The following is a 14,610-nucleotide window of genomic DNA, read 5'->3' as shown; positions in this document are numbered from 1 at the left end:
CCGCCGAAGCCTGGAAGAGCACGATCGCCTGTGTGACGCTACTGGTGGTCGCGGCGGGGGCCGCGACCACCAGAACCCACGGGAGATCTCAGATGCGTGTTCAGCGTGCCCTGGCGGCAAGTGCGATGCTGGTCGTGACCGGGCTGGCACTGACGGCCTGTCAGGACGACGTCAGCGGGCCGGCCGGCACGGGCGGCGGCCAGGCGGCGTCGGCGCCGAGCAGTGCCAAGGCTTCGGGCGGCACCGGCACGACCGGCACGACCGGCACCACCGGCACGACCGGCACCACCGGCACGACCGGCACCACCGGCACCACCGGCACCGGCGGGGCAGGCGGGGCGAGCCCCAAGGCTCCCGTCGCTTCCAAGACCCCGGTCGCCTCCAAGGCCCCCACCACCGGCGCCACCGGGACGGGCAAGGCCACGATCGCCGCCTGCACCACGGACAACCTGATCCCGGACGTCTCCGCGGGCAACGCGACGCCGCCGGACCAGGACATGGCGTCGGTCACCGTCTCGCTCTACAACAAGGGCGAGACCTGCACCCTGACCGGCTTCGCCGGGGTCGACCTGGTCACCAGCGAGGGGTCCACCTCGGTGCCGCGCGGCCGGCAGCAGCCGACCACCATCACCCTGGCCAAGTCGCAGGACTCCATGTTCACCATCTGGTACCGCACCAACCCCAAGGGCCACCCCGCCGCCACGGTGACCACCATGACCATCACGCCGCCCGGGGAGACCCACTCGGTCAAGATGACCTGGCCGGGCGCCGGTCTGGCCGTGGGTGCGGACGCCGGCGGTACGGACACCCTGTACCTGGAGCCGGTCGCCCTCCATGCCTGATCGATCGTCAGCTACCGCTCGTGCCAAGCGGGTTGAGGACGGTGAAGCGCCAGCCACCGTCGGCGTCCCGGCGGGCGACGTTGGCGGTGGTGCCGGTCGGGGTGATCCGTTCGCCGCCCGGGCCGTCGATCTCCATGGTCCAGTCGGTGACCAGGAGGGCGGTCCCCGCGCCGACGAGCGTGTGCCGCTGGACGTTCGTCAGCCTGCCGCGGGCGGCGACGGTTCCGCTGATCTCCGCGCGCAGCGCCGCGGCGCCGGTGAGCTGCTCGCCGGCCACCGTGCGCATGCCCGCGTCCGGGGCGAACAGGGCCAGCACGCCGTCGACGTCGCCCGCGTTCAGCGCGTCCTGGAACACGATCGGCAGCCGCGCCGGGTCGGTGATGACAGGGGACATGGTGGAAGGTCCTCACTTCTCGAAGGGGTGGTGGTGACGGCCCCCTCGGCGGGCTGCCCGGTGTGGCAGCCGCCGTTCGGCCGTGACTCCACGATGCCCCGGTGACCATCCCGCGGACGAGGTAGGGTCGGGACCCGAGATGGTCGAAAATGGACAGCGTGATGTCATCGACATCGCTTACGACAACCCCGACCGGGCGCCCGCCGGCATCGAGGTGCTGACCTTCGACGCGCTGAAGTCGCGCCTGAGGTCCTCGGTGGCCCGCCGGCCGAGCCGCCTGGACTTTCACCAGGTCATGCTGGTGCGTGGCGGCCACGGCACGGCGATGGTCGATTTCGTCACCCACCCCTGCGCCCCTGGCACGCTGCTGCACCTGCGGCCCGGCCAGGTGCAGCGCCTGCCCTCCACCGGCGCGAGCGGCCGCCCCGCGGACCTCGACGCCGTCCTGCTGCTCTTCACCGCCGACTTCCCGCCACCGCTGCCCGCGACGCGCGAGGTGCTCGACGGATTCGGTCCGGTCGCCCGGCGGCTGGCGCCCGACGAGTTCGGTGCCTTCGACCGCGCCGTGACGGAGTTGGCCGCGGAGTACCGGACCCTGCGAGCGCTCGCCGACGCCGCCGAACTGACCGGTGCGCTGCTGCGCCAACTCCTCGGTGCGCTGCTGATCCGGATGGCCCGCCTCCCGGACCCGGCCCGCCTCCCGGACCCGGCCACACCCGGCGCCGAGGTCCACCTCGCTTTCCGGCGCGAGCTGGAGCGATCCTTCGCCACCACCCGCTCCGTCGAGGCCTACGCCGCGCGGCTCGGCTACTCGCCGCGCACCCTGACCCGCGCCTGCCTGGCCGCCACCGGCCGCAGCGCCAAGCAGCTCGCCGACGCCCGCGTCGCCCTGCAGGCGCAGCGCCTGCTCGCCCACACCGACCTGCCCGTGGCCGCGGTCGGCCGCGCGCTGGGCTTCACCGAGGCCACCAACTTCGGCAAGTTCTTCGCCCGCGAAACCGGCCGCACCCCGGGCGACTTCCGCCGCGCCCAGCGCTGAGGGAGTCCGGCCGGCTCCCAGGGTCCGGCCGGACAGCTCCTAGCCTCGCGCCTGCGCCCGCAGTTCCGCCCCGGCCAGCGCGCCGGGCGCGAAGACGGTTGCCGCGACCCGCAGTTCGGGGCGAAGGGCGGCCCACACCTGGTCGAGCAGCGCGATGCGGTCGGGCGCGGTGATCGCGACCTCGGTGAACGGCGCGCCCGTGGCGATCGCCTGCCCGTCCGGCGACCGGTAGGTGGTCAGCAGGACTCCCTCGCCCGGCGCCAGTTCGCCGACCCGCAGGGTGAGCCGGTCGGTCGCACCGCGCGGGCCGGCGCTGTGCCGGGCGGCGCCGAACCAGGCCTGCCCGTGCGGGTCGCCGCTCCGAGCGACAACGGTCAGCCTGGGCGTGAAGATCGGCGGGTCGGGCTCGTAGTCCAACCCGTCGAGCGCGGAGCCCGGCGCCTGGCCCTCCGCGAGCCGGTCGGCCACCGTCGCGACCTGCTCCCCGTTGCCGAAGGCCAGCCACCCGCCGCTCTCCCGGGCGGCGGCGTAGTGCCGCAGGTGGTCGTGCTCGCGCTGCTCGGCGGGGGTCGGCGCCACGATCAGCTCGACGGCACCGGACCGCTCCACCACACCGAGCGTGCGCGCCTGCGAGGCCGGGCTGCGCCCGGTGAGGAAGTAGCCGCCGAGCAGCGTGCCGTCGAGGGTGCGGGCCCAGAGGACGCCGCGACCGGGGTAGTGGTTGGCCGTCAGCGCGGCGGTGAGGTGCTCCATGCGGCCCATCCAAGCGGATCTTGGTGAGGTGCGGGCCGACCAGGGGTCGGTACGACCTGTGCGGTGCCGAGGCGCACCCTGCTGGCCGGCGTCCCCGTACCTACGCCCTACGCCCTCCGCCCTACCCCCGCCCCGTCCCCGGCCCCAGGCCCGAGGGCGGGGCGTGGCGGTAGCGTGGGCGGCATGGGGAACACGCACCACCGGCCCGCCGCACCCGCGCCGGCCCACCCGCTCGGCGACGCCCACACGCCCGCCGACGCCCACCCGCTCGATGACGCCTGCCTCGACGGCCTGGAGACCGTCAGCGATGCCGTCCTCGCGATGAGCGCCCACCTGGAGGTCCGCGAGGTGCTGCGCCGCATCACGGCCTCGGCGCGCAGCCTGCTGGGCGCCGAGTACGCCGCGCTCGGCGTGCCCGATGACCACGGCGGGTTCGCGCAGTTCGTGGTGGACGGGGTGAGCGACGAGCAGTGGAAGGCGATCGGGCCGCTGCCGCGCCAGCACGGGGTGCTGGCCACGATGCTGCACGACGCGGCCCCCACCCGGCTGGCCGACGTCCGCAAGGCGGCCGCCTTCGGGGGGTGGCCGAGCGCGCATCCCGAGATGAGCGACTTCCTCGGGATGCCGATCATCGGCAACGACGAGATCCTCGGCGCGATCTTCCTGGCCAACAAGGCCGACGGCTTCACCGACCACGACGAGCGCCTGCTGCGCATCCTGGCCGCGCACGCCTCCATCGCCCTCGCCAACGCCCGCCTCTACGAGCGCAGCCGCGAACTCACGCTGGCCGGCGAGCGGGCGCGGATCGCGCACGACCTGCACGACGCCGTCTCGCAGAAGCTCTTCAGCCTGCGCCTGACCGCCAAGGCCGCCGCCACCCTGCTCGACCGCGACCCCGAGCGGGCCCGCGCCGAACTCGACGAGGTGACCCGGCTGGCGGCCGAGGCGGCGGACGAACTGCGCTCGGTGGTCGTCGAGTTGCGCCCGGTCGCGCTCGACGAGGACGGGCTGGTCGCGACCCTCGCCTCCCAGACGCAGGTGCTGGACCGCGCGCACAGCGCCGCCGTCGTCTTCGAGTCCGACGGCGGCGTGCGCACCCTGCCGCCCGCCCAGGAGGCCGCGGTGCTGCGGATCGCCCAGGAGGCGCTGCACAACGCGCTGCGCCACGCCGAGCCGAAGAACGTGTGCGTCACCCTGCGCGGCACCGCGACCCGCGGCGCGACACTGACCATCACCGACGACGGCCGCGGCTTCGACCCGGCCGCCGTCCGCGAGGCCGGCCGGCATCTCGGGCTGGTCTCGATGCGCGACCGCGCGCAGAGCGTCGGCGGCCGTCTCACCCTCACCTCGGCCACTTCGGGCGTCGGCCGCGGCACAGTCGTCGAACTGGAGGTCCCCGGTGCCTGAGAACCACTCGACAGCCATCCGCGTGCTGCTGGTCGACGACCACCAGGTGGTCCGCCGCGGCCTGCGCACCTTCCTGGAGGTCCAGGACGACATCGAGGTGGTGGGCGAGGCCGCCGACGGCGCCGAGGGCGTGGCGAAGGCTCAGGAACTCGCGCCGCACGTGGTCCTGATGGACCTCAAGATGCCCGGCGTGGACGGTCTGGAGGCGCTCAAGCGGCTCAAGGCCGAGGGCAACCCGGCCCGGGTGCTGATCGTCACCAGCTTCACCGAACACCGCACCGTGGTCCCGGCGCTGCGCGCGGGCGCCGCCGGGTACGTCTACAAGGACGTGGACCCCGAGGCGCTGGCGGGGGCGATCCGCTCGGTGCACGCGGGCCATGTGCTGCTCCAGCCCGAGCTGGCCGGCGCCCTGCTCGCCGACGACGCCCCGCGCGCTCCGCACGGCCGGGGCGGCACCCTGACCGAGCGGGAGCGCGAGGTGCTCGGCCACATCGCGGACGGCCGCTCCAACCGGGAGATCGCCCGCGCCCTCAACCTCTCCGAGAAGACGGTCAAGACGCACGTCTCCAACATCCTGATGAAGCTCGACCTGGCCGACCGCACCCAGGCCGCCCTCTGGGCCGTCCGGCACGGGGACCTGGCCTAGAAGGCTGATGGGGTACGGCCTGCGGCGGGTGCGCCGCGCCGCGGTCACTGCTGTTGGACGTCCCCGCTGGTGATGACTCCGTCCTGGACGGTGTAGCTGCCGGTGTAGAGACGGTGGCTGCCGTCCGTCTGCGTGGCGTCGAGGCTGACGGTCACGGTGCCGCCGTGGCTGCCGGTGACGGTCACGGTATCGGCCGAGGTCGTGGCGAAGCCGGCGACGAAGGACTCGTAGTCGTGGGACAGGTTCTTGCCGCCCAGGGCCCACGCGGTGGTGAAGTCATGCGCGTTGATGGCGGCGAAGTAGTCCGTCACGACCTGCTGGGGGTCCGTCGCCGAAGCCGAAGCCGAAGCCGAGTCGGAGCCCGAAGCCGAACCCGTGCCGGACGGCGACCCGGTCGACCCCGACGACGCGGCAGTCGCGGTGACGGCCCACTGCCCCGTCTGGTTCGCGAAGCCGGAGGCCGGCGTGAACTGTACCTTCGCCACCGTGGACGAGTCCGGGATCTGGAAGGTGATGAAGCCCAGGGCCGTGTCACCGGGCGCGAGGTGGACGATGCCCGGGAACGCGGGCCCCGCCGTGGTGCTGTCCGTGATCGCGGTGTTGAAGTCCTGCCCGCTCGTGTCGATCAGCTGCGCGCTGTTGTCCGGGCTGTCCGAGTAGTCGCTGGTCCCGATGTTGTGCAGCCGGAACTGGACAGCCACGAGGTGCTGGCCGGGACTCGGGCTGGAGAACTGGTTCGCCGCCTCGGCCCGGTCCACCACCTGGGTCACCGTCACCGCCAGCCGCGCGCCGGCCTCCGTCCCCGCCAGCTCCAAGGTGTCGCCCACCTGCGCCTGCGCCCCAGCGGACGACGAGGAAGAGGAGGAAGACGAGGAAGACGAGGGACCGGGTGGCGAGCCGGGCGCGGCAGGCGCCGAGGCAGAGGCGTGGGCTGAGGAGACCGGCGTCGTGGTGACCGTTCCGGAGGAGCAGCCGGCGGCTGCCACGCCAAACGCGGCAGCGCACAGCGAAGCGGTGATCACGGCATGGCAGCGGCGCACGGCCATCGCCTCCTGAACCGGGCAGGGCCACCCCCTCAGCACCAGGCTATAAAGCGTTCGGCCCGCCCGCTCCTCAGCACCGGCGCTACTCCCCCCGCTCGTCCACCAGCGCGTTGTACGCCGCCACCTGGGCCCGCCGAGCGGTGCGCCGCAGGGGGGTCAGGGCCGCGGCCCGGGCCGCCATCTCGCCCGCGCTCACCGCCGCGCCGTGGCCGCCCGAGGCGATCGCCAGCAGCGCGGAGACCTGCCGCGCCGACTCCAGCACCCGCACCGCGCGCGGCGGGTAGCCGGGGGCGAGCGGCTTGCTGTGGCCGCGCCGCCGGTACTGGTCCAGTGCCCGCAGCGCCTCGGGGCCGGCCCCGGCCACGTCCAGCCGGGAGAGCAGGGCGGTCGCCTCGCGCAGCCCGTCCGCCAGCTCGCGCTCGGCCTCGGGCAGCGAGGGGACGTCGGCCGGCGGTGCGTCGCGCACCTCGTGGCAGCGCCAGAGCACGGTGGCGGACTGGTCGCCGGGCGGCCCGTACACCTCGATCTCGGGGACCAGGCCGACCGGCACCCCGACCGCCAGCACCGCCTCGCCGACCGCCAGCGCCGCGCCGTTGAAGGCGGCGGGACCGGTCAGCCCCAGCGGGTGGCCCTCCGACGGCAGTGCGAGGCGCAGCCCCTTGACCCCGAGCACCCGCAGCCGGCCCAGCGCCCAGCTCAGCGCGTGCTGCTCGCCCTCCGCGTCGCCGGGCAGCCCGACCACCCGGTGTCTCTCGTCCGCCCCGACCACCTCCTCCACCACGTGGTCCGGCGGTGCGAATCCGGCCAGCAGCGAGTTGCCCCAAGCGGTCAGCCGTGCTGATCGCGGCTCGGCGAAGGGATCCGCGGAAGGACCGGAGGACGGATTCTGGGCGGGAGTCAGCGGCATCCCGCCAGCCTACGGACAAGGCGGCCACCCGCGTGGCGTAGGTTTGGCCTGTGCTGCGAGCAGTGGTACTCCCTCCCTGCCTATCCGGCCGGCGGAGTAGGCTGCCCGCCGGGCACCGACTTGTCGACATGAGTGGACCGCACCCCGAGGTCTCCTTCGCGCAGGACCCCGCTGCGCAGGGCCCCGGACGGCCGAAGAATCTGCAATGGGGAAGGCGTTGGGCATGAGTGACGTGCTGGAGCTGGTTGACGTTTCGGTGGTCAGGGACGGCCGCGCGTTGATCAGCCAGGTCTCCTGGTCCATCGCCGAGGGGGAGCGCTGGGTGATCCTCGGCCCCAACGGCGCGGGCAAGACCACGCTGCTCCAGGTCGCCGCCAGCTACCTGCACCCCACCAGCGGGACGGTCGCGGTGCTCGGCGAGAAGCTCGGCGCGGTCGACGTCTTCGAGCTGCGCCAGCGGATCGGTCTGGCCGGCGCCTCGATGCTGGAGCGGATCCCGCGCGAGCAGACCGTGCTGCAGACCGTGCTCACCGCCGCCTACGGCATGACCGCCACCTGGCAGGAGACCTACGAGGCGACCGACACCTCGCGCGCCCTGCTGCTGCTCGACCTCCTCGGCATGCGCGGCTACGAGAACCGCAGCTTCGGCACCCTCTCCGAGGGCGAGCGCAAGCGCACCCTGATCTCCCGCGCCCTGATGATCGACCCCGAACTGCTGCTGCTCGACGAGCCCGCAGCCGGCCTGGACCTCGGCGGCCGCGAGGACCTGGTGCGCCGACTCGGCGCGCTCGCCCAGGACGCGAACGCGCCCGCGATGGCGATGGTCACCCACCACGTCGAGGAGATCGCGCCCGGTTTCACGCACGTGCTGATGATCCGTCAGGGCAAGGTGCTGGCGGCCGGCCCGATCGACACCGAGCTGACCGCGCGCAACCTCTCGCTCTGCTTCGGCCTGCCGCTCACCCTGGAGCGCCACGGCGACCGCTGGTCGGCCCAGGGCCTGCCGCTCGGCTGACCCCGCGACAGCCCCGCGAGGTCTCCCGCGACAGCCGGCGACAGCCCCGCGACGCCTCCCGCGACGACCCGGTGCCAACTCCCGCGCACCGCACCCGCCGCGACACCCGTTCCACTGGCCGGTTTTGGCCCGTCCACCTGCGGGCACCCACCCTCCTGACCTCGTTTCCTCCCTAGGATGGGCCTGTGGACAGCTGGGTGTGGTGGCTGCTGGTCGCCGTAGGTCTTGGCATACCGCTGGTGATCACGGTGCTGCCGGAGTTCGGGCTGTTCGCGCTCGGCGCCGTCGGTGCCGCGATCGCCGCCGGGGTCGGGGCGGACGTGGTCTGGCAGTTCGTCACTTTCCTGGTGGTCTCGGTCTCCATGCTGGTGGTGGTCCGACCGATCGCCTACCGCAAGCTCGACCGGGGACCGCAGATCCGGATGGGGATCGAGGCGCTGCGGGGGGCCAGGGCGACCGTGCAGGAGCGGGTGGACCAGCACGGGGGGCGGATCAAGCTCAACGGCGAGGTCTGGTCGGCCCGGACGCTGCACCCGGACCGGGTCTACGAGCCCGGCCAGCAGGTGGACGTCGTCGAAATCCAGGGCGCGACGGCCCTGGTCGACTAGCCGGCCGTCCCGGCCCGCCAGTCGTCCGAGTTATGCAGTCTGTCCAGGGGAGACACTGTGGAACCCGTCCTCATCGTGCTGATCGTTCTGGTTGTGGTGGCGTTCATCGCGCTGATCCGGACGATCCAGGTGATCCCGCAGGCCAGCGCGGCGATCGTGGAGCGCTTCGGCCGCTACACCCGCACGCTCAACGCCGGCCTGAACATCGTGGTGCCGTTCATCGACACCATCCGCAACCGGATCGACCTGCGCGAGCAGGTGGTGCCGTTCCCGCCGCAGCCGGTGATCACCCAGGACAACCTGGTGGTGAACATCGACACCGTCATCTACTACCAGGTGACCGACGCCCGGGCGGCGACCTACGAGGTGGCCAGCTTCATCCAGGCGATCGAGCAGCTGACCGTCACCACGCTGCGCAACATCATCGGCTCGATGGACCTGGAGTCCACCCTGACCTCCCGCGAGGTGATCAACGCCGGACTGCGCGGGGTGCTGGACGAGGCCACCGGCAAGTGGGGCATCCGGGTCAACCGGGTGGAGCTGAAGGCGATCGAGCCGCCGACCTCCATCCAGGACTCGATGGAGAAGCAGATGCGCGCCGAGCGGGACAAGCGCGCCGCGATCCTCACCGCCGAGGGCGCCCGGCAGGGTGCGATCCTGCGGGCCGAGGGCGAGAAGCAGGCCGAGGTGCTCAAGGCCGAGGGTGAGGCGCAGGCCGCGGTGCTGCGCGCCGACGGTGAGGCCGCGGCGATCCGGACCGTCTTCGAGGCGATCCACGACGGCGACGCGGACCAGAAGCTGCTCGCCTACCAGTACCTGCAGACGCTGCCCGAGCTGGCCAAGGGCGACGCCAACAAGCTCTGGATCATCCCGAGCGAGGTCGGCGAGGCGCTCAAGGGCATCGGCGGCGCCTTCAGCGGCATGGGCGGCGGCGGCCAGGGCGCGGGTCCGAGCCTCGGCCCCGACCTGACCAAGCCGCCGGTGGCCGAGGGCAACGGCAGCCGCCCGGTCGGTGCGGCGAGCGGCCCGCGGCCGGTGGACACCGACCAGACCGGCGCGGCCCGCCCGCGGGTCAACCCGACCAGGGAGTACCCGCAGATCGACCCGGAGTGAGGGCTCGGCGCGCCACCCGGGAGCGGCACGGCGGCCCGACCGCCGTGCCGCTCCCGCGTCTCACGTCCCATCTCTCATCATGGAACCGGCTGGGCGCCCGGCCCGCCGTCCGGCATGATCGCGAGCGCCGCCACCCTCCTGGGGGCGGACACGCGACAGTAGGGACGGGTCAATGACTCCATGGGAAGGACTCGCGGTCCTCGCGGCCGGAGTGGGCGCGGGCACCATCAACGTCATCGTGGGATCGGGAACGCTGATCACGTTCCCGGTCCTGCTGGCGATCGGGCTGCCCCCGGTCACCGCCAACGTGTCCAACACGCTCGGGCTGGTGCCGGGGTCGATCAGCGGGGCGATCGGCTACCGGCGCGAGCTGGTCGGCCAGCGCCGCCGGCTGATCCGGCTCGGGATCCCCTCGCTGCTCGGCGGGCTGCTCGGCGCCTACCTGCTCACCCAGCTGCCCGGCAAGGCCTTCGACGCCATCGTCCCGGTGCTGATCCTGCTGGCGCTGGTCCTGGTGGTGATCCAGCCCCGGGTGGCCCGCGCGGTCGCCGCCCGCGGCGGCAAGGGCGCCCACCCCGACGGCAGCGCGCTGCTGATCGCCGGGGTCTTCTGCTCCGGCGTCTACGGCGGCTACTTCGGCGCCGCGCAGGGCGTGCTGCTGCTCGCGCTGATGGGCATGCTGCTCCGCGACGAGCTCCAGCGGATGAACGCGGTCAAGAACGTGCTGGCCGTGATCGTCAACGGCGTCGCCGCGCTCTTCTTCGTCTTCACGGCCTCGATGGACTGGCTGGCGGCGCTGCTGGTCGCGGTCGGCTCGACGATCGGCGGCCTGATCGGGGCCAGGGTCGGCCGCAAGCTGCCGCCGACCGCGCTGCGCGCCCTGATCGTGGTGATCGGCCTCGCCGCCGTCACCAAGCTGCTGCTCGCCTGACCGGGATGTCCCGCCGCCTCCCCTGCTGACGCTCCGTCGGTCGCTAGCATCGGTTGCTCCGGAACGAGCCACCCAACGAGCCACTTGAGCTGGAGCGATGCCATGAGCAGAAGCCCTCTTCTCACCGAGGACGAGATCACCGCCGGGTTGGTCCGGCTGGACGGCTGGCACCGACGGGACGGGTCGATCACCCGCACCGCCGACGCCGCCGACTTCCCGGCCGCGATCCGGGTGGTCGTGGCGGTCGCCGAGGCGGCCGAGGCGATGGACCACCACCCCGACATCGACATCCGCTGGCGAACCTTGACCTTCACGCTGTCGACCCACAGCGCGGGCGGCCTCACCGACCTGGACCTCCGACTGGCGGCCAGGATCGACCAGGAGCTCGCGGCCCACTGACCGGGGACCGGACGGCGTCGGGACGGCACCGGACGGCCCCGGGAGCGGGACCCGCCGCCTCGCGCACCAGGCCTGACGGTCCGTCGACCGCACCGGCCGGGGCGTCGCCGCCCACCGCACCGACCGGCCCCGGCGCCGCCCGCGAGCGCCGGGGCCGACCACCGCCCGCGGGCGGCGTGAGATGCTGGCTGTTCGGTGTACGCAGTCGGGACGGACGGAACGCATGGCTCAGGACTTCCCCCCAGCCTCCGACCAGGGGTACCCCCAGGAGGGCGGCGGGCCGGCTCCGGTCGGGTACGACTACCAGCAGACCTGGTACCCGACCGAGCAGCAGCCCTACGGCACGCAGCAGCAGCCGTACCCGGGGGAGCAGCCGTACCCCGCCGAGCCGTACCCGGGTGACCAGCAGGCCGGGGGCCAGTACGTCGGTGACCAGTACTCCGGCGACCAGTACCCCGCCGGGCAGTACCTCGGCGAGCAGTACCCCGCCGAGCAGCACAGCGGCGAGTCGCAGCCCTGGCAGTGGCCGGAGCAGCAGTACCAGGCGGCGGCCCACACCGACCCGTTCGCCACGGCCACCATGCCGCCGGTGGCCGCCGACCCGTCGGCCGATCCGTCCGGTGACCCGCACGGTGACCTGCACGGGGACCCGTCCCCCGACCCGGCGGCCGACCCGTCCGCCGAGCCCGACAGCGCGGCCGACGTGGACCCGACGGTCGCCCCCGTCCCCGCGCCCCGCTCGCGGCGCGGCTCCGGTGGAGCCGGCTCGGGCCAGGGCTCGCCGCTGGACCGCGCCCGCTCCGCCGCGCGAGGCGCGCTCGGCGCGGTGCTCGCCACCGAGGGCGCCCCCAGCCGCCGCACCCTGGCGATCCGGGTCGCGGCCGGCGTCGCCGCCCTCGGCGTGCTGGTCACGGCGGGCGTGGTCGCCACCAGCGGCAGCGGCACCCACCACGCCGCCCCCGCCGGGCCTCCTGTGGCCGACCCGGGCTTCGCCGTCGCGCACAACCGGATCTGGGCCGCCCAGCCCGCCGCGGCCCCGCCGGCCGGCACCGACGACACCCTGATCGGCAGCTGGCTGCTCCCCACCGCGCTGGTCCGCGCCGACGGCAGCGGCGTGCACGCCTACGACCTGGCGACCGGCAAGCCCACCTGGAACCTGGACGCCCCCGCCGCCGGCGCCACCCCGTGCGACCTGTCACCCACCGTCAACTCGGCCGGCATCGGCGGGGTGCTCTTCCACACCCAGGCCGACCCGAAGAGCCCCTGCGCGCTGCTCGCCGCCGTCGACACCAAGGCGGGCAAGGTCGCCTGGACCAAGCCGCTCTCCGGCAACAACCCGTACTCGGCCCAGGTCGCGGTCACCGAGGACAAGGTGATCGCGGTCGGCGACGACAAGGTGAGCGCCTGGTCGGCCGCCAACGGCCAGGACGCCTGGCAGTACGGCGGGCAGGGCAAGTACTGCACCCTCTCCGGCAGCGCCTCGGGCGCCACCGTCCTGGTGCACAGCTCCTGCGTCGACAGCAGTCCCGGTGACCAGGCCGTCGCCCTGGGCGCGGCCGACGGCAAGCCGCTCTGGGCCAAGGGCCTGCCCAGCCAGCCCAAGACCGCCACCGTGCTCTCCGCCGAACCGGCCGTGATGCTCACCACCGGCGACCAGCCGACCGACGACAAGCTGCTCGCATGGGGCCAGAACGGCGACCCCGCCGTGGCCATCCCGGTCACCGATCCGAACGGCGGCGGCGAGCTGAACGTCGGCCAGGGCAGCTTCGACGCGCTGCCCGGCGCCTTCTTCCAGGACCACATGCTGGTCACCACGCTGGCCGCTCCCGGTGGCAAGACCTCGGTGATCGCCTACGACCTCGGCAGCGGCAAGCAGCTGTGGCGCACCCCGGTCAGCGAGAAGGGCGGCGTCGCGGCGGTCGGTCTGGACGACGGTTCGCTGGTGCTGGCCGCCGAGGAGCGGCTCGACCAGCCGGCCCATCTGAGCCGCTTCGCCCTGGCGAGCGGTCAGGAGAGCGTCGGCGGCGGGTTCCCGCACGGCACCGGATCGCTGCTCACCTCGGGCCGGGTGCTGATCGGCAACGACCGGGTGATCGCCGTGCCCGGCCACTCCGCCACCTTCGGCACCGCGAGCGCCTACCAGGCCAAGGGCTGACCCCCCCCCGCAGGGTCCGCGCCCCGCCGGGCTCAGGCGACCGCGCCGCCGCTCAGCTGGGCCGGGCGCGGCAGCCAGGCGGCCAACTCCCCGACCTCCCCGGCCCGCAGGCCGAGCGCCAGCATCAGCGAGGCCTCCGGCGTCGGCTCGAAGGGCCGGCGCAGCAGCGCCATCCCGGCCTGCTCGGGGGTCCGGTCGGCCTTGCGCTGGTTGTCCTCGGCGCAGGCCGCCACGGTGTTCAGCCAGCTGTCCGCACCCCCGCGCGACTTCGGCACCAGGTGGTCCACCGTGGTCGCCCGCCGCCCGCAGTAGGCACACAGGTGCTGGTCCCGGACCAGCACGCCCCGCCGCGACCACGGGGCCCGTTGTCGGAACGGCACCCTGACGTACCGCCGCAGTCTGATCACCCGCGGCACCGGTACCGACCTGCCGGTCGCCCGCATCACGCGCAGCGGATGGGCCTGCTCCACCACGGCCTTGTCCTGGAGCACCAGCACCACGGCACGCTGCAGGGAGACCGTCGACAGGGGTTCGTAGCTCGCGTTAAGGACCAGCGTGTTGCGCATACCGGACACCTCTCAGGCCATTGCCGCCGCCGTGGCGGACCCGACCACTCTGACCGCCAAGCCCCTTGCCCGACAACGGAATTTCCGCCGCTCAGCGCCCGCCCGCGCGACCGGTCGGCAGCTGTTCGGCACCTGTTCGGCGGACCTGCCCCGGCCCCCCGCCCGCCCGGCTACGCTCGGCTCCGTGCCCACCGACCCCGTGCCCACCGACCCGGCCGCACCGCTGCCGCGCTCCTTCTTCGACCGTCCGGCCACCGAGGTGGCCCCCGAGCTGCTCGGCCGCCTGCTCCGCTGCGCCCTGCCCACCGGCACCGTCGAGCTGCGGCTGACCGAGGTCGAGGCCTACACGGGTCCCGACGACCCCGCCTCGCACGCCTTCCGCGGACCCACCCCGCGCAACGCCGTGATGTTCGGCCCGCCCGGCCACGCCTACGTCTACTTCACCTACGGGATGCACCACTGCCTCAACCTGGTCTGCGGCCCGGCCCTGCACCCCGGCGGAGTCCTGCTGCGGGCCGGCGAGGTGACCGGGGGAGTGGAGCGCGCGCGCCGGCGCCGGGCCACCAGCCGCCGCGACCACGACCTCGCCCAGGGGCCGGCCCGGCTCGCCCGGGCACTCGGCGTCGACCGGGCCCAGGACGGCGAGGACGTGGTGGACGGTCCGGTGCTGCGCTTGCTGCCCGGCACCCCGCCGCCCGCCGAGCTGATCCGCACCGGGCCCCGCACCGGCGTCTCCACCGCCGCCGACACCCCGTGGCGCTTCTGGATCGCCGGCGAGCCCTCGGTCAGTCC

At 73.9% G+C, this 14,610-nt stretch carries 17 protein-coding genes (1 of these 17 running past the window's edge); 12 read left to right on the top strand and 5 right to left on the bottom strand.

The window, feature by feature from the left end:
- Positions 1 to 92: 92 nt before the first annotated feature.
- Positions 93 to 842 carry a DUF4232 domain-containing protein gene (locus OG455_RS11005; RefSeq protein ID WP_266292576.1) on the top strand — a complete coding sequence of 250 codons (750 nt, stop codon included), beginning with the start codon at positions 93 to 95 and terminating at the stop codon, positions 840 to 842.
- 7 nt (positions 843 to 849) lie between these two features.
- Here the strand turns inward: OG455_RS11005 and OG455_RS11000 are convergent, their stop codons facing one another.
- Positions 850 to 1,236, bottom strand: coding sequence for a nuclear transport factor 2 family protein (locus tag OG455_RS11000; protein ID WP_266292574.1), 387 nt, complete (start codon positions 1,234 to 1,236; stop codon positions 850 to 852).
- 139 nt (positions 1,237 to 1,375) lie between these two features.
- On the opposite strand from OG455_RS11000, the gene OG455_RS10995 reads away from it, so the two are divergent.
- Positions 1,376 to 2,275 carry an AraC family transcriptional regulator gene (locus OG455_RS10995; RefSeq protein ID WP_266292572.1) on the top strand — a complete coding sequence of 300 codons (900 nt, stop codon included), beginning with the start codon at positions 1,376 to 1,378 and terminating at the stop codon, positions 2,273 to 2,275.
- A gap of 39 nt (positions 2,276 to 2,314) precedes the next feature.
- Here OG455_RS10995 and OG455_RS10990 read toward each other — a convergent pair whose 3' ends face one another.
- The gene (locus tag OG455_RS10990) at positions 2,315 to 3,028 is read right to left on the bottom strand and encodes an IMP cyclohydrolase (RefSeq protein ID WP_266292570.1); all 714 of its coding nucleotides are present in this window, start codon (positions 3,026 to 3,028) and stop codon (positions 2,315 to 2,317) included.
- Positions 3,029 to 3,349: 321 nt separating this feature from the next.
- Here OG455_RS10990 and OG455_RS10985 point away from each other — a divergent pair, with 321 nt between their 5' ends.
- Together OG455_RS10985 and OG455_RS10980 are read left to right on the top strand one after the other, a co-directional pair.
- Positions 3,350 to 4,435 carry a GAF domain-containing sensor histidine kinase gene (locus OG455_RS10985; protein ID WP_266300729.1) on the top strand — a complete coding sequence of 362 codons (1,086 nt, stop codon included), beginning with the start codon at positions 3,350 to 3,352 and terminating at the stop codon, positions 4,433 to 4,435.
- Positions 4,428 to 5,081, top strand: coding sequence for a response regulator transcription factor (locus OG455_RS10980; RefSeq protein ID WP_266292568.1), 654 nt, complete (start codon positions 4,428 to 4,430; stop codon positions 5,079 to 5,081). The genes OG455_RS10985 and OG455_RS10980 overlap by 8 nt, the downstream gene beginning before the upstream one ends.
- Before the next feature lie 44 nt (positions 5,082 to 5,125).
- Here the strand turns inward: OG455_RS10980 and OG455_RS10975 are convergent, their stop codons facing one another.
- Positions 5,126 to 5,908 carry a DUF4352 domain-containing protein gene (locus OG455_RS10975; RefSeq protein WP_266292566.1) on the bottom strand — a complete coding sequence of 261 codons (783 nt, stop codon included), beginning with the start codon at positions 5,906 to 5,908 and terminating at the stop codon, positions 5,126 to 5,128.
- Here OG455_RS10975 and OG455_RS10970 point away from each other — a divergent pair.
- Positions 5,898 to 6,137 carry a hypothetical protein gene (locus OG455_RS10970; protein ID WP_266292564.1) on the top strand — a complete coding sequence of 80 codons (240 nt, stop codon included), beginning with the start codon at positions 5,898 to 5,900 and terminating at the stop codon, positions 6,135 to 6,137. The genes OG455_RS10975 and OG455_RS10970 overlap by 11 nt on opposite strands.
- A 69-nt stretch (positions 6,138 to 6,206) precedes the next feature.
- Here the strand turns inward: OG455_RS10970 and OG455_RS10965 are convergent, their stop codons facing one another.
- Positions 6,207 to 7,031: a hypothetical protein gene (locus tag OG455_RS10965; RefSeq protein WP_266292562.1), complete on the bottom strand. Its 825-nt coding sequence runs from the start codon at positions 7,029 to 7,031 to the stop codon at positions 6,207 to 6,209.
- Positions 7,032 to 7,254: 223 nt separating this feature from the next.
- Between OG455_RS10965 and OG455_RS10960 the strand changes: the two genes are divergently transcribed.
- From OG455_RS10960 to OG455_RS10935, 6 genes are all read left to right on the top strand, one after another.
- On the top strand, positions 7,255 to 8,046 hold the full coding sequence (locus OG455_RS10960; RefSeq protein ID WP_266292560.1) for an ABC transporter ATP-binding protein: 792 nt from the start codon (positions 7,255 to 7,257) through the stop codon (positions 8,044 to 8,046).
- A gap of 185 nt (positions 8,047 to 8,231) precedes the next feature.
- Positions 8,232 to 8,654, top strand: coding sequence for an NfeD family protein (locus OG455_RS10955; protein ID WP_266292558.1), 423 nt, complete (start codon positions 8,232 to 8,234; stop codon positions 8,652 to 8,654).
- A 57-nt stretch (positions 8,655 to 8,711) separates the two neighbouring features.
- Positions 8,712 to 9,767, top strand: coding sequence for an SPFH domain-containing protein (locus OG455_RS10950; RefSeq protein WP_266292556.1), 1,056 nt, complete (start codon positions 8,712 to 8,714; stop codon positions 9,765 to 9,767).
- 172 nt (positions 9,768 to 9,939) lie between these two features.
- Positions 9,940 to 10,698: a sulfite exporter TauE/SafE family protein gene (locus OG455_RS10945; protein WP_266292554.1), complete on the top strand. Its 759-nt coding sequence runs from the start codon at positions 9,940 to 9,942 to the stop codon at positions 10,696 to 10,698.
- Between the two features lie 102 nt (positions 10,699 to 10,800).
- The gene (locus OG455_RS10940) at positions 10,801 to 11,097 is read left to right on the top strand and encodes a 4a-hydroxytetrahydrobiopterin dehydratase (RefSeq protein WP_266292552.1); all 297 of its coding nucleotides are present in this window, start codon (positions 10,801 to 10,803) and stop codon (positions 11,095 to 11,097) included.
- A gap of 223 nt (positions 11,098 to 11,320) precedes the next feature.
- The gene (locus OG455_RS10935; protein WP_266292550.1) at positions 11,321 to 13,252 is read left to right on the top strand and encodes a PQQ-binding-like beta-propeller repeat protein; all 1,932 of its coding nucleotides are present in this window, start codon (positions 11,321 to 11,323) and stop codon (positions 13,250 to 13,252) included.
- A gap of 32 nt (positions 13,253 to 13,284) precedes the next feature.
- On the opposite strand, the gene OG455_RS10930 is transcribed toward OG455_RS10935, so the two are convergent.
- Positions 13,285 to 13,818 (bottom strand): HNH endonuclease, encoded by a 534-nt coding sequence (locus tag OG455_RS10930; RefSeq protein WP_266292548.1) that lies wholly within the window; start codon positions 13,816 to 13,818, stop codon positions 13,285 to 13,287.
- Positions 13,819 to 14,002: 184 nt separating this feature from the next.
- Between OG455_RS10930 and OG455_RS10925 the strand changes: the two genes are divergently transcribed.
- Positions 14,003 to 14,610, top strand: partial view of a DNA-3-methyladenine glycosylase gene (locus OG455_RS10925; RefSeq protein ID WP_266292546.1) — the 5' portion only. Its footprint extends 49 nt past the window's final position; only the first 608 of its 657 coding nucleotides appear in the window; its start codon is at positions 14,003 to 14,005; its stop codon lies off the right edge, out of view.

Origin of the sequence: Kitasatospora sp. NBC_01287 (assembly GCF_026340565.1) — a bacterium.
Taxonomy (GTDB): Bacteria; Actinomycetota; Actinomycetes; order Streptomycetales; family Streptomycetaceae; genus Kitasatospora.
The sequence above is the reverse complement of the archived record's forward strand: the minus strand, read 5'-3'. Positions and strand labels throughout refer to the sequence as shown.